Raw genomic sequence first — 16,929 nt, 5'->3', positions numbered from 1 at the left:
AGCCGGATCCTGTGGCATCATTTAATGACTGGTCAAAGATTGAGTAGCTGATTTCCAACCCCTTCCAGAGGTATGCCATGGCCTTTCCATCCCGCCTTCTCACATCGCGCTGGGGCGCGATCCTCACGGGCGCCGTCATCGGCGTGCTGGCCCCCGTGCTGGTGCGCTGGGGCAACCCAGGCAACATGGGCGTCTGCGTCGCCTGCTTCACCCGGGATGTCGCCGGCGCGCTGGGCTTCCACCGGGCGGCGGCGGTCCAGTACCTCCGGCCGGAAATCGCGGGCCTGATCCTGGGATCCCTGGCCGCGGCCCTCCTGTTCCGGGAGTTCCGTCCCCGGGGCGGCTCGAGCCCGCTGGCCCGGTTCCTCCTGGGCCTGTTCGCGGCCATCGGCGCGCTGGTCTTCCTGGGGTGCCCCTGGCGTGCCTACCTCCGCCTGGGCGGCGGCGACTGGAACGCCATCCCCGGCATCCTCGGCCTGGCGGCCGGCGTCGGCCTGGGGATCCTCTGCCTCCGGCGGGGCTTCAGCCTCGGCCGCAGCCAGGGGTCCCCGAAGGCGCTGGGCTTCGTGATGCCCGCCCTCGCCCTGGGCCTCCTGGCCCTTCTCGTTCTCGCGCCCCTGTTCGGCCGGGATGTGGCGGGCCTGCCCACTGGACCGGTCTTCTTCTCCGCCAAGGGACCGGGCAGTCAGCATGCCCCGCTCTGGATCGCCCTGGCGGCCAGCCTCGCCATCGGCTTCCTCGCCCAGCGCAGCCGCTTCTGCTCGGTGGGCGCCGTCAGGGACCTGATCCTGCTCCGGGACGGCCAGATGTTCTACGGCCTCGTGGCCCTGGTGGCCGCGGCCGCCCTCACCAACGGAGCCCTGGGGCAGTTCAGGGCCGGGTTCGCCGGGCAGCCCCTGGCCCATACCGCGACGCTCTGGAATTTCGGAGGGATGGTCCTGGCCGGGCTGGCCTTCACCCTCGCCGGCGGTTGTCCCGGCCGGCAGCTCTTCCTCTCGGGCGAAGGGGACGGCGATGCCGCCGTCTTCAGCCTGGGCCTCCTGACCGGCGCCGCCGTCGCCCACAACTTCAACCTCGCCTCCTCCGCCGCCGGCCCCGCCCCCTATGGCCCGGCTTCGGTCCTTCTGGGCCTGGCCGTCTGCGCCGTCATCGGGCTGACCTTCCGCGAACCGGCCGGTGCCCGGTGAGCGCGCTCATCGATGCCCGCGGCCTGTCCTGCCCCGAACCGGCCATGAACGCGCGCAAGGCCATGCTCGCCGCCGGCGGGGGCACGATCCAGATCCTGCTGGATTCGGTGGCGTCCCGCGAGAACGTGGCCCGGGCCGCGGCCCACCTGGGCTGGCAGGCCGCCGTCAAGGACCTGCCGGGTGGGGAATTCCGGATGACGTTGACGAAATGAACGGCGTCATCTACCTGGACCACGCCGCCACGTCCTGGCCCAAGCCGCCCGGCGTGACCCGGGCCATGGCCCGCTTCCTGGACGAGGAGGGGGGCAACCCCGGGCGCTCCGGGCACCGCCTGTCCCTGGCCGCGGCCCGGACCGCGTACGGCGTCCGGGAGGCCGTGGCCGGGCTGGTGAACGCGCCCGATCCCCTGGGCGTGGTCTTCACGGCCAACGGCACCCACGCCCTCAACCTCGCCCTCCACGGCCTGCTGGCGCCGGGCTGCAGGGTCGTGGCGGGGGGGATGGAGCACAACGCCGTGATGCGGCCCCTCCGGCATCTGGAAGCCCGGGGGGTCGAGGTCGCCGTCGTGCCGGCGGCCCGGGACGGATCGCTGGACCCGGAGGCCTTCCGCCGCGCCGTCGTCCCCGGCACCACCCTGGTGGTGGTCAACCACGCCAGCAACGTCGTGGGCACCCTGGCCCCCGTGCGGGAGATCGCGGCCGTGGCCCATTCGGCCGGCGCCCTCCTCCTGGTGGACGCCGCCCAGACCCTGGGAGCGCTGCCCGTGGACATGCAGGCCCTGGGCATCGACCTCCTCGCCTTCACGGGGCACAAGGGGCTCCAGGGCCCGCCCGGCACGGGGGGCCTGGTGCTGGGCGCGGGCGTGGATCCCCGGCGCATCGCGCCGCTCCTCCAGGGGGGCACCGGGAGCCGTTCCGAACACGAGACCCAGCCGGACTTCCTCCCGGACCGGTTCGAGAGCGGCACCCCCAACGGCGTGGGCATCGCGGGGCTGGGCGCGGGCATCGCCTGGGTGCTGGAGCGCGGCCCCGCGGCCCTCCACGCGCAGGCCGCGGACCTCTCCCGGTTCCTCGCCGAAGGCCTGATGGAGATCCCGGGAGTGACGGTGCACGGGCCGAGCGACGCCTCAAGGCGCCTCGCGGTGGTCTCCTTCACCGTGGCCGGACTTCACGTCTCGGACCTGGGGCTCCGCCTCGACGAGGAGCACGGGGTGCTCTGCCGGGTGGGGCTGCACTGCTCGCCCGCGGCGCACCGCGCCATCGGCACCTTCAGCGAGGGCACGGTGCGGTTCGCCCCCGGCCCCGGGGTCACCCGGGAGGACCTGGAGACGGTCCTGTGGGCCGTGGCCGCCGTGGTGCGCGCGTGAGCCAGAGCGTCGCCCTGTTCCACGCCATCTCCGCGGCCCTCCGGGCCGATAAGCTCCTCGGCCCCACCGGCTGGCCCTTCAAGCTGATCCCCACCCCCCGCCAGTTCTCCTCCGATTGCGGCGTGGCGCTCCGCTTCGAGACCGCCCGCCGCGCCGAGGTGGAGGCGGTCTTCGCCCAGGCGCGCCTGGATGCGGAGTTCCGGGAACTCTAGCTCCTGAGCCGCTGGGACCGGCCCGCTGCGTGGTGATCGCCGCCCAATAGCCATGGGTTTGAACAAAATAACTTGAGAATTGAATGTGCACTTGGGGCTGCCGGCAAACCCGGCGCACTTCGGAACCAGGATGAAGCGGCAACTCCCAGGAGAGCCTATCCCCTTTTATCCCATATATCTGCGTGAATCCCAGTTTCGGCAGGGCCGACGCTGCGATGGGTCGCCGCAGGTGTCATTGGACGTCCTTGACCTCGAGTTCCAGGGCCCCGGTTCCTTCGCGAGGCTTCATTCCCAGCCTGCGAACCTCGATCCTCGCTTTGCCGGAACTGATGAGAAGGCAGATAGGAAGGCCAGGGCGTCCTCGAACCCCTTCTCGACGAACCCTTGGCCCAGGGTGTTCGCAATTCGGTGGCGGAAGCCGGTGATCTGCTGGGTGAGGGGGGCCTGGATGGGAAGGGTCTGCCTCCACGACTCCAGGGCGCCGACACACCGCTGCCGGGTGGTAACGGGAATTGGATTTTCGGGAAAGAGCAGGATAAAGACTGGCTGGTCAAAGCCTGAGCCCGATGAACAGACACGGGTTCGCGACCAGGCGGCGTAAATTCGGGTGGCCTTGCCGTATCTCGTGGCCAGGCTGCGAACGGGTCCCACATCACGTCAGCTGGAAAGCACCTCGGCATCCAGCCACCTCCTTGTGGAATCCGGATGCCGCTTTCGAGCCAAGGGTGTGACCCAGCTATTCACAGCTTTGGGTTTGCCGACACGCCCTTCCTGGAATGGCTGGGATTTGGAAGAATTAACTAATATTTTATAGACCTAAACCCAGCTTCGGGCCAGCCGAAAACAATCTAGACAAAAAGTTCTAGACATGTTTGTCTATGTCCATTCCGGAGCTCCCATGGCCAAGCCCCTCAAACCCACCGCAGCGGAACTGGACCTCCTCCGGATCCTCTGGCGCCTGGGCCCCGCCACCGTCAAGGAGGCCCACGCCGAACTCCTGAAGGACCGGGAGGTGGCCTACTCGGCGGTGCTCCGGCTCATGCAGATCATGCACGGCAAGGGGCTCCTCCTGCGGGACGAGGCGCAGCGCTCCCACGTGTACCGGCCCGCCCAGGCCCAGGACTCCACCCAGACCGGCCTCCTGGGCGACCTCATCCGCAAGGCCTTCGCGGGCTCGGGCAAGGCCCTGGTGCTGGCGGCCCTGAAGGGCGGCCACGTGACGCCCGAGGAGCGCAGGGAGATCGAAGGCTGGCTCCGGGGCGAAGGAGGCGGGAAATGACCTGGCTGCCCGTGATCGAGGCCCTGGGCTGGGCCTTCCTGGACTTCATCTGGCAGGGCCTCCTGGTGTGGGCGGGAACGGCCGCGGCCCTGCAGGCGCTCCGGGGTCCCCGGCTGCGCTATGCCGCGGCCTGCGCGGGGCTCGCGCTGTGCCTGGCCCTGCCGGTGGCGGGGGTCCTGACCCGGCTGCCGGGGGCCGCCCCCGTCGTCAGCATCGAGCGCGTCCCGGTGGCGGCCCCGGTCCAGGCCACCCGGGGGCCCCTGCCGGCGCGGGTCCGCGCGGCGGTGGGCTCCCGCCTGCCTCTGGTGGTGCAGGTCTGGGCGCTGGGGGCGAGCCTCCTGGCGCTGCGCCTGGCCCTGGGCCTGGTCTGGGTGGGCCGGCTGGGGCGGCGCGGAGCCCGCGCGGCGGACGCCGCATGGAAAGGGCGCATGGAGCGCCTCGCCGCCGCGCTGGGCATGGCCCGGCGGGTCACCCTGAAGGTCTCGGCCTCCATCGACTCGCCGCTGTCCTTCGGGTGGTGGCGGCCGGTGATCCTGCTCCCCGCCGCCCTCGTGGCCGGCATGGACCCCCTGCTCCTGGAGGCGCTGCTGGCCCATGAGCTGGCCCATGTGCGGCGCTTCGACTACCTCGCCAACCTCCTTCAGACCGTCGTGGAGACCCTGCTCTTCTACCACCCCGGGGTGTGGTGGATCTCGGGGCGCATCCGGGCGGAACGCGAACTCATCTGCGACGAACTCGCGGCCGGGGCACTGGGCGAACCGCGGCGCCTGGTCCTGGCCCTGAGGGAGCTGGACCTCTTCCAGCTCTCCAACACCCAACCGGCCCAGGCGGCCCACGGAGGCAATCTCATGAACAGGATCCGACGTCTCATCCAGCCCGAACCGCGGCCCATGGCGTGGAAGCTCGCGCTCGCCATCGCGGGGTTCACCACGCTCTGCGGCGCCAGCGCGGCCCTGGCCCGCGTCCAGGCGGAGCCCGCCAAGAAGGACGTGCCGTACGCCATCGTCAGCAAGAAGAAGGACGGCATCACCCGCTCGGGCCCCGGCGCCGCCAACAAGGAGCTCTGGCGCCTGCGCGCGAAGCTTGAGGACGACTTCTTCTGGTTCAGGTCCGGCGGCAAGGACTACGTGGTCAGCGATCCCGCCCTGGTGGCCCGGGCCCGGGCGCTCCAGCAGCCCATGGAGGAGCTCGGGGGCCAGATGGGCGCCCTGGGCGGGGAGATGGGCGAAGTGGGCCGCAGGCAGGGCGACATCGGGCGCCAGCAGGGCGACGTGGGCCGGAAGCAGGGGGACATCGGCCGGAAGCAGGGGGAGATCGGCCGCCAGATGGGCGAGATCGGGCGCCAGCAGGGCGTCCTCGGAACCCGGATGGAGAAGGTCGAGCGCCGGCTGGACAACGACAACCTCAAGCCCGCCGAACGCAAGGCCCTGGAAAAGCAGCTCGCGGAACTCGAGGCGTCCATGCACGCCCTGGAGGCGAAGATGGAGGCCCTGGAGGCGCCCATGGAGGCCCTGGGCCGCGAGATGGAGGAGGCCGCCAAACCCATGGAGGGCCTTGAGCAGAAGATGGAGGAGGCCGGAAGGCCGATGAAGGAGCTGGAGGCGCGGATGAAGGTGCTCAGCGCGAAGATGGAGGGGCTCAGCCGCGAGGCCGACGCGGGCATGAAGAAGCTCGCCGAAGAGGCCCTGGCGTCGGGCAAGGCCCGGCCTGCGGGCAGTCTCTAGGGCTCCTCCACCACCACCGCCACTTCCTTGTCCAGGAGCCGGAACAGGAGCTTGCCCTTGTCCTTGAGGCTCTCCAGTTCCGGCTTCAGGTCGCCGGTGGCGGTCACGCGCAGGGTGAGATCGTCCCCGTCGGCCGTCAGGCGCACCAGGCGCACCGATTGCCGGCGGGTCCGGTCCAGGGCGTCGGCCACGCGGATGATGGCGGCCAGCTTCTCCACCACGTGCTGGGTCCAGGGCTTGAGCTGGGCGTAGGCCTCGTGGGTCATGGAAGGGGGCTTGCCCCGGTGGTAGCGCACGATCTGGCTCATGGCCTCGGTCTCCGTGGGCCAGAAGCCGGCGAGCTTGGCGTTGGTGATCAGGTAGGCGCCGTGCTTGTGGTGGCCCTTCTCCGAAAGGGAGAGGCCGATGTCGTGCAGGCGCGCCGCGTAGCCCAGCATCTCCCGCTCGGGGTCCCCCAGTTCGAACTCGGGCATGAGGTCCGTGAAGAGCTGGTCGGCCAGGTACGCCACGTGGCGGCTGTGCCCGGGATCGGGGTCCAGCTTGGCGGCCAGGGCCTCCACCGAGGCCCTGCGCCGGTCCCCCAGCACCGGCAGGGCCATGCCGCCGCGCGCCAGGGCCTGCCAGACCATGCCCTCCCGCAGGCCCACGGGCAGGGTGCGCACGTGGCCGGCCCCGGTCCAGGCCATGAGGGCCGCCACCCAGCTGGCCCCCACGTGGAGGACTTCCGCGCGCTTGGGATCGACCCCGAGCTGGGTCACCCGCTCCTGGGAGGAGGTCTTCCACAGCTTGCGCTTGAACTTCAGGAGCTGCTCGGTGTCGAAGGTGCCCTGGCCGCCGGCGCCGCTGGCCAGGTCGAGGAGCGTCCCGGAGGTGGCGAGGATGACCTCGGGGTGGGGCAGGTCCCCGGGCAGGGCCTTGGCGGCCTTCTTCAGGATCCTGCGGAGGAACTTGCGCACCCGCTGAAGGTCCTCCGCGGTGGGGGGGTTGGCCGTGGGCAGGGCGTCGGCGAGGCGCTGGAGGCCCCAGGGCATCGAAATGGTGGCCACGGCCCGGCCCGCTTCCAGCCACGTGAGCTCGGTGGACCCGCCGCCGATGTCCATGAGCACGGCGGGCGTGTCGGGGAACGGAATGGCGCGGCTGACCGCCAGGTAGATGAGGCTGGCCTCCTCCTCCCCGGAGATCACCCGGATGTTCACCCCCAGCCCCGCCGCCTCCCGGATGAACAGGGTCGCGTTGGACGCCTCGCGCAGCGCGGCGGTGCCGCAGGCCAGCACCGTGTCGCACTGGAGCCCTTTGACCACCTCCGCCATGAGGGCCAGGGACTCCAGTCCCGCCTGGAAGGCCTCGGCGCCGATCTCGCCGGTCTTCAGGAGGCCCCGGGCCAGGCGGACCATGTGCTTTTCACGGGCCAGCACCCGCTGGTTCCCGACGGCATCGGTCTCCACCACGACGAGGTGGATGGAATTGGATCCGACATCGATGGCGGCGATTCTCATGGGGGAAGGGTAGCGCCACGCCGCCCCTTGTCTAGCGGGGAATGGTCCCCGTGCGGTCCCAGCGGGTCCAGGACAGGAAATGCCGCGCGCCGTCCACGAAATTCATGAGGACGTCCGTGGGGCCCTTGGGCACGTTGGCGGGCGTGTCGTCGGTGCCGCCCTCCCGGAAGCTCCACCAGATGATGAAGGGCCGTCCCCGGAGGTGGTCCATGGGAACGAACCCCCAGTAGCGGCTGTCGGCGCTGCTGTCGCGGTTGTCGCCCATGGCGAAGAGGAAGCCGGGGGGCACCTTCACGGGACCGAAGGTGTCGCGGTACCCGCCGTCCAGGCCCTCCTGGCCCTGCTGGTCCATGGCCAGGACCTCGGGGTCCGCGTAGTTCCACAGCTTGGAGGGGGGCATGTCGTCGTAGATGCCGGGGTCGCGGGTCAGGGGCCAGGGGCCCGGAACGGGGCCCTCCTTGCGGTCCAGGACGTGGTGCTCCCAGGCTGCGGTGACCAGCTTGCCGTTCAGGTAGAACCGCTTGTTCCGCATCTCGACGGTGTCGCCGGGCAGGGCCACGAGGCGCTTGACGTAGTCGTTGTTCCGTTCGAGCGGGTACCGGAAGACGATGATGTCCCCGCGCGAGGGGCTGCGCATGGGGAAGAGCTTCTCCTCCCAGGCCCACTGGGGCCGGGCGAAGATGAACTTGTTCACCAGCAGGTGGTCCCCGATCATCAGCGTGTTGCGCATGGAGGCCGAGGGGATGGTGAACTGCTGCCCCACGAAGGTCTTGAAGAAGACGATGAGCAGCACGGCGAAGAGGACCACTTCCAGGTTGTCCCGGACTGCCCCCTTGGCCACGCCCGCAGGCAGGACGTGTTCCAGTTTCTCCTCGCTCATTTGGCGCCCTCCGGAGGGGGATCGGTGTAGCCCTGGGAGACCAGGCGGCTCACCGCCACCCACTTGCCGTCGATCAGGTTCAGGGTCTCGACCTCGCCCAGGTCAGGGACCAGCAGGGTGCGGCGCCGAACGCCCCGGGCGCTGACGGGGGCGGACTCGACCCAGATGCCGGTGGCGTCGGGGTCGGGCAGCTTCACGCCCGGGATGTCGACCCGGGCCCTTCCCACCACGAAGTTGACGATGCCCCGGTCCTCCCACCGGGAAACCCGGTCCGGGAAGCCCGCGGGCAGGACCACCAGTTCCTTGGAACCGTCCAGCTTCAGGGCCTCGAGACCGTCCTGCAGGCGGAAGGTGGCCTCGGTCACGGAGGTGAAGCTGGCGTAGGTGCGCACCACGGTGCGCCCGTCGGGCCCCAGCGTCGAGGACTTCACCCGCACCTGGAGCCGCTGGGAGGCCTCGGCGCCGGGCCGGGCGTAGACGAGGGTCTGGCCTGCCTCCCAGGAGGCGTAGACGGGCGCCCGGCCCCGGGTGACCAGGTGGTCGCAACCCGCCGTCAGGAGGAGGCCGGCGGCGAGGATTCGTCTCATCGCAGGCCCCGGTTGTACTTGGCCATGAGGTCCGAGAGGCTCGCCGTGCCGGGCGCGGGCTGGGGAGCCTTGGGCGCCGCGGCGGTGGTCCTGGCCGGGGGCCGGGTGTCGGGCTTGCGTTCCGGCCGCGGGCCGCGGTCGGGGCGGGGGCCGCGGTCGGGGCGGGAGGGACGTTCCGGCCTGCCCGCGGCGGCCTGGGGGACGCCGGCCTGGGGCGCCGGAGCGCCGCCCTGGGGGCGGGGAGGCCGCTGGCCCTGGGCCCGGGGAGGCCTGGGCTCGCCCTGGGGCCTCGGCTGGCGCTCGGGCCTGGGACCCGCGGGACGGGGGGCCCCGCCGCCTCCGGGCAGGAGGGCCTTGATGGAGAGGCCGATGCGCTTGGACTTGAGGTCCACCGCCAGCACCTTCACGCGCACCGCCTGGCCCACGCTGAGGGCCTCGGAGGCGTTCTTGACGTAGTGGTGCGAGATCTCGGAGAGGTGCACCAGGCCGTCCTGGTGGACGCCCACGTCCACGAAGGCCCCGAAATCGGTGACGTTCGTGACGATGCCCTGCAGCTCCATGCCGATCTCCAGGTCGGAGGGCTTGTGCACCCCCTCCTTGAAGACCACGGCCTCGAAGCGCTGCCGGGGGTCGCGGCCGGGCTTCTTGAGCTCGGCGATGATGTCCTTGACGGTCTCCACGCCGAACTGCGCGTCCGTGAAGAGGGCCGGATCCAGGGCGTCCAGCACCGCGTCGTTGCCCACCAGCTCGGGCACGGACTTGCCGGCCATCTGGCAGATGCGCTGCACGACGGGGTAGGACTCGGGGTGCACGGCGGAGGAATCCAGGGGGTTCTCGCCGTCCCGGATGCGCAGGAAGCCCGCGGCCTGCTGGAAGGCCTTCTCGCCGAAGCGGGGCACCTCCATGAGCTGCTCCCGGTGCCGGAAGGCGCCGTTGGCGAAGCGGTGCTGCACGATGTGCTTGGCCAGGCTCTCGCCGATGCCGGCCACGTAGGCCAGGAGCCGGTAGCTGGCGGAGTTGAGGTCCACGCCCACGCGGTTCACGCAGGACTCCACCACCTCGTCCAGGCCCTTCTTGAGGGCGGTCTGGTTCACGTCGTGCTGGTACTGGCCAACGCCGATGGACTTGGGCTCCACCTTGACCAGCTCGGCCAGGGGATCCTGGAAGCGCCGCGCGATCGAGATCGCGCCGCGCACCGTGACGTCCTGCTCGGGGAACTCCTCCCGGGCCACGTCGGAGGCGGAATAGACGGAGGCGCCGGCCTCGCTGACGGCCACGCACAGCACCCCTTCGCGGCCGGTGTCCTTGAGCCACTCCCGCAGGAAGGCCTCGGCCTCGCGGCCCCCGGTGCCGTTGCCGATGGCGATGGCCTCGATGGGGTACTTGGCCCCCAGCTGCTCCAGGATGGCCCGGCTGCCCTCGATGTCCCGCTTGGGCTCGAGGGGATAGATGGTGGCGGTGTCCATGAACTGGCCCAGCCGGTTGATGATGGCGAGCTTGCAGCCGGTGCGGATGCCGGGGTCGACCCCCAGCGTGCAGAACTGGCCCGCGGGGGGCGCCAGGAGCAGGTGGTCCAGGTTGGTCTGGAAGACCTTGATGGCCTCGAGGTCCGCCTTCTTCTTGGCCTCGACCCGCACGTCGGTCTCGATGGTGGGCGCAAGAAGGCGGTCGAAGGCGTCGCCGCACACGTCATGGAGCATGATGCGGTAGGCCGAGGCCGGGTTCACCTGCACCTTGGAGACCAGGCCGGTCACGAGGGCCTCCCGGTCCACGACGAGCTTGACGGTGAGGATCTCCTCCTTCTCGCCGCGGCGCACCGCGAGCACCCGGTGGCCGGGCATCTTGCGCAGGGGCTCCTGGAACTGCCAGTAGGGCTTGAAGCGCAGCGCCTCGGGGGCCTCCTTGCGCTCCTCGCGCAGCTCGGCATGCAGCACGCCGGTGTCCAGGAACACCTGGCGCAGCCAGGAGCGCACGTCGGCGTCCTCCGCGAGGCGCTCGGCGAGGATGTGGCCCGCGCCCTCCACGCACTTGCTGGGGGTCTCGGTGCCTTCCTGGTCCGCCTTGACGAAGGGGGATGCCAGCATGAGGGGATCGGCGCCGTCGGCGTCCGCGAGCAGCGCGTCCAGGAGGGGCTCGAGGCCCCGCTCCCGGGCGTCCGTGGCCTTGGTGCGCTTCTTGGGCTTGTAGGGAAGGTAGAGGTCCTCCAGCTCGGTCTTGGACCAGGCCGCCTCGATGCGCCCCTTCAGCTCGGGCGTGAGCTTGCCCTGCTTGTCGATGGTCTTCAGCACCGTCTCGCGGCGGTCCAGCAGCTCCTTGAAATAGGCGAGGCGCTCCTCAACGGCCCGGATCGCCACTTCGTCCAGGGAGCCGGTGGCCTCCTTGCGGTAGCGGGCGATGAAGGGAACCGTGTTCCCTTCGTTGATCAAGGCCGTGACGGCCGCCACCCCCGCCCGGGGCAGGGAGAGTTCCTTGCAAATGCGATCGACCAACAACTCCACGGCACGTTCCTTTAGGTCACCTGGGAGGTGAAAGGGAATCATACCCTAGAATCCGTGCGCGCTCGCGGGTGGGCCGATTCGTAGGTCCTGGCGAGGCTTTCCAGGTCCAGGTGGGTGTAGCGCTGGGTGGTGCTGAGGCTCGCATGCCCCAGGAGTTCCTGGATGGCCCGCAGGTCCATGCCGTGGTTGAGGAGGTGGGTGGCGAAGCTGTGCCTCAGGGCGTGGGGGCTCACCCGGGCCCGCACCGCCGCGGTCTCCAGGGCCTTGGCCAGGAAGCCCCGCACGCTGGTGGGCGTGAGCCGTCCCCCCCGCTGGTTGACCAGGACGGCCGCGGTCGGCGGCAGGTTTTTTACCGCCAGGAATTCGCGGCGAAAGGCCAGGTAGGCGTCCAGCGCTCCGGCGGCCTTCTCGTGGAAGGGCACCAGGCGCTCCTTGCTCCCCTTGCCCATGACCCGCAGGGTGCGCTCCGGCAGGAGGAGGTCCTGGAGGTCCAGCCCCGTGAGCTCGGACACCCGGAGCCCGCAGGCGTAGAGGAGCTCGAGGATGCAGCGCAGGCGGGACGAAGGGAAGTCGGCGGGCTCGGGCAGGTCCAGCAGCGCGCCGCTCTCGCCCTCGGTGAGGAAGGCCGGGAGCCGCTTGGGCAGCTTGGGATTGCGCAGGCCCGTCGAGGGGTCCTGGCCGATGCGCTGGGTCTCGAACAGCCACCCGAAGAAGGACCTCACCGTGGACAGGATCCGGGCCTGGCTGGCGGGGTCCAGCCCCCGCTCCCCCAGCTCCATGGCGAAACCGCGCAGGGTCCGGGGCTTGACGTCCCAGCCCTCCCAGCCGGCCCCGGCGGCGTGGGCCAGGAGCTTGCCCAGGTCCGCCTTCCGGGCTCTCAGGGTGTGGGGCGAGACCCCACGGGCCCGCTGCTCCAGCACGAAGGCGGCGACCGCCTCCGCGAGGCCGGGCCGGCCCTCGGGCCCCGCCATGGCATGTCCAGGGTTCTCCATGCTGCTACCATGCCACGATCCCGTCCCTCCGGAGCCCCGACTTGGTCGAAACAATCCCCCAGCTCTTCTATAAGGCCCTGGAACGGGAGGACCCCGCCGCCCTGGCCCATCGGGTGGAGGGCGCCTGGGTGCCCATCTCCCACCGGGAGCTCCAGGCCCGGGTGGAGCGCCTGGCCCTGGCCCTGGAGGCCCGCGGGGTCCGTCCCGGGGACCGGGTCGGCATCCTGTCCGAGAACCGGCCCGAATGGGCCGTCGCGGACTACGCCTGCGCCGTCTCGGGGATCGTCTCGGTCCCCGTGTACCCGACCCTGAACCTCCCCCAGACCGCCCACATCCTGCGCCACAGCGATTCCCGGTGGATCCTCTGCTCCACCCCGGAGCAGCTGGCCAAGGTCCTGGACCTCTGGCCGGAACTCCCCGGCCTGGAGGCGGCGGTCCTGATGGCCGGCGAGGCGCCCCCGGCCCCCGGGCGGAGCATCCTCCGCTGGAACGACCTCATGGCCGAGGGCGGCGCCCTGGAGGCACGGCGACCCGACGTCCGCGTCCGGGCCATGGCGGTCCGCCCCGGCGACCTGCTGACCCTCATCTACACCTCCGGCACCACGGGCGACCCCAAGGGCACCATGCTCAGCCACGGCAACGTGGCCTCCAACGTCCTCCAGGCCCTGACGGCCCTGGAGGTCCGGGCCGGCCAGCGCTGCCTGAGCATCCTGCCCCTTTCGCATATCTTCGAGCGCATGGGCGGCCACTACACCATGTTCCACGCCGGCGTGTCGATCCACTACGGCGAGAGCCTCCAGACCATCGCCCGGGACCTCCTCGAGGTGAGGCCGGAGATCCTGCTGGCGGTGCCGCGGATCTTCGAGAAGCTCTACGGGAAGGTGCGGGAGCAGGTGGCGGCCGGGGGCCTCCTCAGCCAGTGGATCTTCCACTGGGTCATGGCCCTGGGGCGCCGCATGGCGGCGCACCGCTACCGCGACCGGCCCCTGCCCTTCCTCCTGGGCCTGGGCCGGATCCTCGCCGACGTCCTGGTCTTCGGGAAGATCCGCGCCCGCCTGGGCGGGAGGCTGGGCCTGGCGGCCTGCGGCGGCGCCGCGATCCACCCCCGGATCCTGGAGTTCTTCTGGGCCGCGGGCATCCCCCTCTACGAAGGGTACGGCCTCACCGAGACCAGCCCGCTGCTCACCATCTCCCGCAAGGGCGACATGGTCCCCGGCTCCGTGGGCCGGCCCATCCTGGACCGATGGGAGGGCCTGCCCTTCCTGAAGCTCGCCGAGGACGGCGAGATCCTCTGCCACGGCCCCAACGTCATGCAGGGCTACTGGAACGACGCGGAGGCCACCCGCGAGGTGATGGACGCCGAAGGCTACTTCCACACCGGCGACATCGGGGAGATGGACGCGGCCGGCCACGTGCGCATCACCGACCGCAAGAAGGAGATCCTCTGCACCTCGGGCGGGAAGAACATCGCCCCCCAGCCGCTGGAGAACGCCCTGCGCGCCGACAAGTACGTCGAGCAGGCCGTGGTGGTGGGCGAGGGGCGCAACTTCATCAGCGCCCTGATCGTCCCCGACTTCGCGGTCCTCCGCCGGTGGGCGGCGCACAAGAAGCTTCCCTTCGCCTCCGACGCGGAGCTCTCGGCCCTGCCCGAGGCCAACGCGAAGATCATGGCCCGGGTCGAACGGATCAATGCGCGGTTCTCCAATTATGAACGGATCCGGAAGGTGGCCCTCCTGGACCGGGAGCTCACCCCGGACAGCGGCCTGCTGACCCCCTCCCTGAAAGTGAGGCGCCGGGCCGTTAACGAGGCCTTCGCGGCGAAGATCGAGGCCCTCTATGGCCCCACGCCTTAACGAAAATTAATTGGTGAATTCATATATCTGCCTTAAGGTGGCCTAGGAATCCTTCGACACAATTCATCGTCGGGCGGCTTCATTCACAGGAGACTGCTGGATGAGTGACTCCAACCCGTCGCCGGCCCCGGTCATCACCCTGGTCAACGACGATCCCGTGCAGCTGAGTCTCCTTTCGAGGATCCTCGAGAGGGCGGGCCTGGACGTCCGGGCCTACGCCAGCGCCGAGGCGGCCCTGGGCGCCATGGACCGGGAGCGCCCGCCCAGCCTGGTCCTCACCGACCTGTACATGCCCGGCATCGACGGGTGGCGCTTCTGCCGCCTCCTGCGCTCCCCGGAGTTCGCATCCTTCAACGCCGTACCCATCCTGGTGGTGTCCGCCACCTACGCCGGGGACGAGCCCGACCGCATCGCGACGGACCTGGGCGCCGAATCCTTCCTTTCCGCGCCGGTGGACCCCCTCCTGCTGACCCGGCGGGTGCGGGCCATCCTGGAGGGACGCCAGGTGCGGTCCCTGCCACGGGTCCTGATCGTCGAGGACAGCCGCACCCTGGCGGGAATGCTCCGCACGGCCTTCAACGGCCACGGCTACCAGGCCGACACGGCCTCCACCGTGGCCGAGGCGCTGGCGGCCTTCCGGGGCGCCTCCTACGACGTGGCGGTGCTGGACTACCACCTGCCCGACGGGCTCGGGGACACCCTTCTGGACGATTTCAGGAACCTCCGGCCCACCTGCGTCTGCCTCATGATGACCACCGACCCGGGGCCGGAGCTGGCCCTGGACTGGATGAAACGCGGCGCCGCCGACTACCTGCGCAAGCCCTTCCAGGTGGCCTTCCTGCTGGAGCTCTGCGCCCGCGCCCGCCGGGAGCGCGCCCTCCTCCGCGTGCAGGACATGCTCGAGCAGCGCACCCGCGAGCTGCGCCTGAGCGAGGAGAAATCCCGGCAGGCCGCGGAATTCGCCCGCCACATCCTCGATTCCACCGACGCCCACCTGGCCGTGGTGGACGGCGACGGCACGATCCTGGACGTGAACGAGGCCTGGCGCCGCTTCGCGCGAAGCAACGGCGGCGGCGACGAAAGCGTCTGGGGCCCCGGCGCCAGCTACTTCCGCAACGACACCCCCGGCGACCCGGCCTACGAGGGCATCCGGCGCGTCCAGGACGGCGGGCTCCCCTCCTTCGAAGTCGAGTATCCCTGCCACTCCCCAGTGGAGGAGCGCTGGTTCTCCATGCGGGTCCAGCCCTTCCTCGGGCGCCCGGGCACCGTGCTGGTGGCCCACTTCGACGTGACGGTCCTCAAGCGCGCCGAAGCCAGGCTCCAGGAGAACGAAATGCGCATGAGCGCCCTCCTCAACGCCGTGCCCGACCTCATGTTCACCCTGGACGCCGAAGGCAACTTCATCGACGCCCATGCCCCCGACGAGGCCCTCCTCTTCCGGCCCAGGGAGGCGTTCATGGGCCGCCACCTGCGGGAGGTCCTCCCTCCGGACGTGGCGGCCGTCACCCTCGCCCACGTGGAGGAGATCCACCAGAGGGGGGAGACGTCCCCCTACTGCTACGAGTCCTTCCACGGCGGCGAGAAGCGCTACTTCGAGTGCCGGATGGTGCCCTGCAGCGGGGACCAGGTGCTGGCCATGGTGCGCGACATCACGGACCGCCGCCGGGCCGAGGCCGAGGGCGAGATCCTCCAGGCCCAGCTCCTCCAGGCCCAGAAGATGGAATCCATCGGCCGGCTCGCCGGGGGCGTGGCGCACGACTTCAACAACATGCTCTGCGTGATCATCGGCCTGGGGGACCTGCTCCTTTCCCGCACCGACCCTGCCCACCCGTTCCACGCCCACCTCAGCGAGATCCACAAGGCCGCGGAGCGATCCTCCAACCTCACCCGCCAGCTCCTGGCCTTCGCCCGCAGGCAGGCCATCGCCCCCAGGATCCTGGACCTGAACCCCACGGTGGAGGACATGTTCAAGATGCTCCGCCGGCTCATCGGCGAGGACATCGAGCTCACCTGGACCCCGGGCCCGGACCTCTGGCGGGTCCGGCTCGACCCCTCCCAGATCGACCAGATCCTAGCCAACCTGTGCGTCAATTCCCGGGACGCCATCCGGGACGTGGGCACCATCCACATCTCCACCCGGAACCGGACCGTCCTCGCGTCCCAGTGCCTGAACCGCCCGGGCCTGGCGCCCGGGGACTACGTGCTGCTCACCGTGAGCGACGACGGCCAGGGCATGGACGAGGCCACCCGGAAGCTGATCTTCGAGCCCTTCTTCACCACGAAGGAGGTGGGCAAGGGCACCGGCCTAGGCCTGGCGACGGTGTACGGCATCGTCAAGCAGAACCGGGGCTGGATCGAGGTCGCCAGCCAGCCCGGCCGGGGCACCGCGGTCACCATCTACCTGCCCCGCGACCTGGGCCAGGCCGAGCCCCAGCGCCTGGAGGGGCCCGCCCTCGGGCCCGGCCAGGGCCGGGAGACGATCCTCCTGGTGGAGGACGAGCCCGCCATCCTGGCCATGGCCACGGACATGCTCCGGGAACTGGGCTACCTCCTCCTGCCCGCGGCCACCCCGGCCGAGGCCCTCCACCTCGCCGAGGGCCGCCGGGAGCGGATCGACCTCGTGCTGGCCGACCTGGTGCTGCCCATCATGAACGGCCGGGACCTGGCCCGGGCCGTGCGGGCGCTCCACCCCGAGGCGCGCACCCTCTTCATGAGCGGGTACGCCGCCGGGGACTCCCTGGACGCGGCGGTGCGGGACGACGGCGCGCCCTTCCTGCAGAAGCCCTTCTCCCTCAAGGAACTGGAGCACAAGGTGCGTGACGCCCTGGGTGCGAGTTGACCGGCCCCGGCCGGAC

Annotated in this window: 13 protein-coding genes; 8 read left to right on the top strand and 5 right to left on the bottom strand. The window is 70.7% G+C overall.

Translation table 11 applies throughout. The annotated features are described in order from the left end of the window. The first annotated feature begins 77 nt into the window (after positions 1 to 77). From yedE to ACZ5MC_RS08210, 6 genes are all read left to right on the top strand, one after another. The gene (yedE, locus tag ACZ5MC_RS08235) at positions 78 to 1,187 is read left to right on the top strand and encodes a YedE family putative selenium transporter (protein ID WP_464517498.1); all 1,110 of its coding nucleotides are present in this window, start codon (positions 78 to 80) and stop codon (positions 1,185 to 1,187) included. Beyond that, positions 1,184 to 1,399, top strand: coding sequence for a sulfurtransferase TusA family protein (locus ACZ5MC_RS08230; protein WP_306599841.1), 216 nt, complete (start codon positions 1,184 to 1,186; stop codon positions 1,397 to 1,399). The genes yedE and ACZ5MC_RS08230 overlap by 4 nt, the downstream gene beginning before the upstream one ends. Continuing rightward, positions 1,396 to 2,553 (top strand): aminotransferase class V-fold PLP-dependent enzyme, encoded by a 1,158-nt coding sequence (locus tag ACZ5MC_RS08225; RefSeq protein WP_464517497.1) that lies wholly within the window; start codon positions 1,396 to 1,398, stop codon positions 2,551 to 2,553. The genes ACZ5MC_RS08230 and ACZ5MC_RS08225 overlap by 4 nt, the downstream gene beginning before the upstream one ends. After that, entirely contained in the window at positions 2,550 to 2,765 is a 216-nt protein-coding gene (locus ACZ5MC_RS08220) for a putative Se/S carrier protein (protein WP_464517496.1), read from the top strand. Before ACZ5MC_RS08225 ends, ACZ5MC_RS08220 begins: the two co-directional genes overlap by 4 nt. Before the next feature lie 898 nt (positions 2,766 to 3,663). Continuing rightward, positions 3,664 to 4,044 carry a BlaI/MecI/CopY family transcriptional regulator gene (locus tag ACZ5MC_RS08215; RefSeq protein WP_306599838.1) on the top strand — a complete coding sequence of 127 codons (381 nt, stop codon included), beginning with the start codon at positions 3,664 to 3,666 and terminating at the stop codon, positions 4,042 to 4,044. Beyond that, the gene (locus ACZ5MC_RS08210) at positions 4,041 to 5,768 is read left to right on the top strand and encodes a M56 family metallopeptidase (RefSeq protein WP_464517495.1); all 1,728 of its coding nucleotides are present in this window, start codon (positions 4,041 to 4,043) and stop codon (positions 5,766 to 5,768) included. The genes ACZ5MC_RS08215 and ACZ5MC_RS08210 overlap by 4 nt, the downstream gene beginning before the upstream one ends. Here ACZ5MC_RS08210 and ACZ5MC_RS08205 read toward each other — a convergent pair. The 5 genes from ACZ5MC_RS08205 to ACZ5MC_RS08185 are packed head-to-tail and all read right to left on the bottom strand — an operon-like array spanning position 5,765 to position 12,221. Next, positions 5,765 to 7,264 carry a Ppx/GppA phosphatase family protein gene (locus ACZ5MC_RS08205; RefSeq protein WP_464517494.1) on the bottom strand — a complete coding sequence of 500 codons (1,500 nt, stop codon included), beginning with the start codon at positions 7,262 to 7,264 and terminating at the stop codon, positions 5,765 to 5,767. The genes ACZ5MC_RS08210 and ACZ5MC_RS08205 overlap by 4 nt on opposite strands. A 31-nt stretch (positions 7,265 to 7,295) precedes the next feature. After that, positions 7,296 to 8,144, bottom strand: a complete 849-nt coding sequence (gene lepB / locus ACZ5MC_RS08200; RefSeq protein WP_306599834.1) for a signal peptidase I — start codon at positions 8,142 to 8,144, stop codon at positions 7,296 to 7,298. Continuing rightward, entirely contained in the window at positions 8,141 to 8,731 is a 591-nt protein-coding gene (locus tag ACZ5MC_RS08195; RefSeq protein WP_464517493.1) for a hypothetical protein, read from the bottom strand. The genes lepB and ACZ5MC_RS08195 overlap by 4 nt, the downstream gene beginning before the upstream one ends. Continuing rightward, positions 8,728 to 11,229 carry a Tex-like N-terminal domain-containing protein gene (locus tag ACZ5MC_RS08190; RefSeq protein WP_464517492.1) on the bottom strand — a complete coding sequence of 834 codons (2,502 nt, stop codon included), beginning with the start codon at positions 11,227 to 11,229 and terminating at the stop codon, positions 8,728 to 8,730. Before ACZ5MC_RS08190 ends, ACZ5MC_RS08195 begins: the two co-directional genes overlap by 4 nt. A 38-nt stretch (positions 11,230 to 11,267) precedes the next feature. Next, positions 11,268 to 12,221, bottom strand: a complete 954-nt coding sequence (locus ACZ5MC_RS08185; protein ID WP_464517491.1) for a tyrosine recombinase XerC — start codon at positions 12,219 to 12,221, stop codon at positions 11,268 to 11,270. A 41-nt stretch (positions 12,222 to 12,262) separates the two neighbouring features. On the opposite strand from ACZ5MC_RS08185, the gene ACZ5MC_RS08180 reads away from it, so the two are divergent. Both ACZ5MC_RS08180 and ACZ5MC_RS08175 read left to right on the top strand, forming a co-directional pair. Then, on the top strand, positions 12,263 to 14,074 hold the full coding sequence (locus ACZ5MC_RS08180; RefSeq protein ID WP_306599830.1) for an AMP-dependent synthetase/ligase: 1,812 nt from the start codon (positions 12,263 to 12,265) through the stop codon (positions 14,072 to 14,074). Positions 14,075 to 14,174: 100 nt separating this feature from the next. Further along, the gene (locus ACZ5MC_RS08175; protein ID WP_464517490.1) at positions 14,175 to 16,913 is read left to right on the top strand and encodes a response regulator; all 2,739 of its coding nucleotides are present in this window, start codon (positions 14,175 to 14,177) and stop codon (positions 16,911 to 16,913) included. Positions 16,914 to 16,929 lie beyond the last annotated feature (16 nt).

The organism is Mesoterricola sp. JemC181, assembly GCF_055384585.1.
This window is presented reverse-complemented; position numbering and strand designations above follow the sequence as displayed.

Bases quoted from the DNA above. Each gene is read 5' to 3' on its own strand.
- yedE (WP_464517498.1), top strand. From the start codon at position 78: ATGGCCTTTCCATCCCGCCTTCTCACATCGCGCTGGGGCGCGATCCTC.
- ACZ5MC_RS08225 (WP_464517497.1), top strand. From the start codon at position 1,396: ATGAACGGCGTCATCTACCTGGACCACGCCGCCACGTCCTGGCCCAAG.
- ACZ5MC_RS08215 (WP_306599838.1), top strand. From the start codon at position 3,664: ATGGCCAAGCCCCTCAAACCCACCGCAGCGGAACTGGACCTCCTCCGG.
- ACZ5MC_RS08210 (WP_464517495.1), top strand. From the start codon at position 4,041: ATGACCTGGCTGCCCGTGATCGAGGCCCTGGGCTGGGCCTTCCTGGAC.
- ACZ5MC_RS08205 (WP_464517494.1), bottom strand. From the start codon at position 7,264: ATGAGAATCGCCGCCATCGATGTCGGATCCAATTCCATCCACCTCGTC.
- lepB (WP_306599834.1), bottom strand. From the start codon at position 8,144: ATGAGCGAGGAGAAACTGGAACACGTCCTGCCTGCGGGCGTGGCCAAG.
- ACZ5MC_RS08195 (WP_464517493.1), bottom strand. From the start codon at position 8,731: ATGAGACGAATCCTCGCCGCCGGCCTCCTCCTGACGGCGGGTTGCGAC.
- ACZ5MC_RS08185 (WP_464517491.1), bottom strand. From the start codon at position 12,221: ATGGAGAACCCTGGACATGCCATGGCGGGGCCCGAGGGCCGGCCCGGC.
- ACZ5MC_RS08175 (WP_464517490.1), top strand. From the start codon at position 14,175: ATGAGTGACTCCAACCCGTCGCCGGCCCCGGTCATCACCCTGGTCAAC.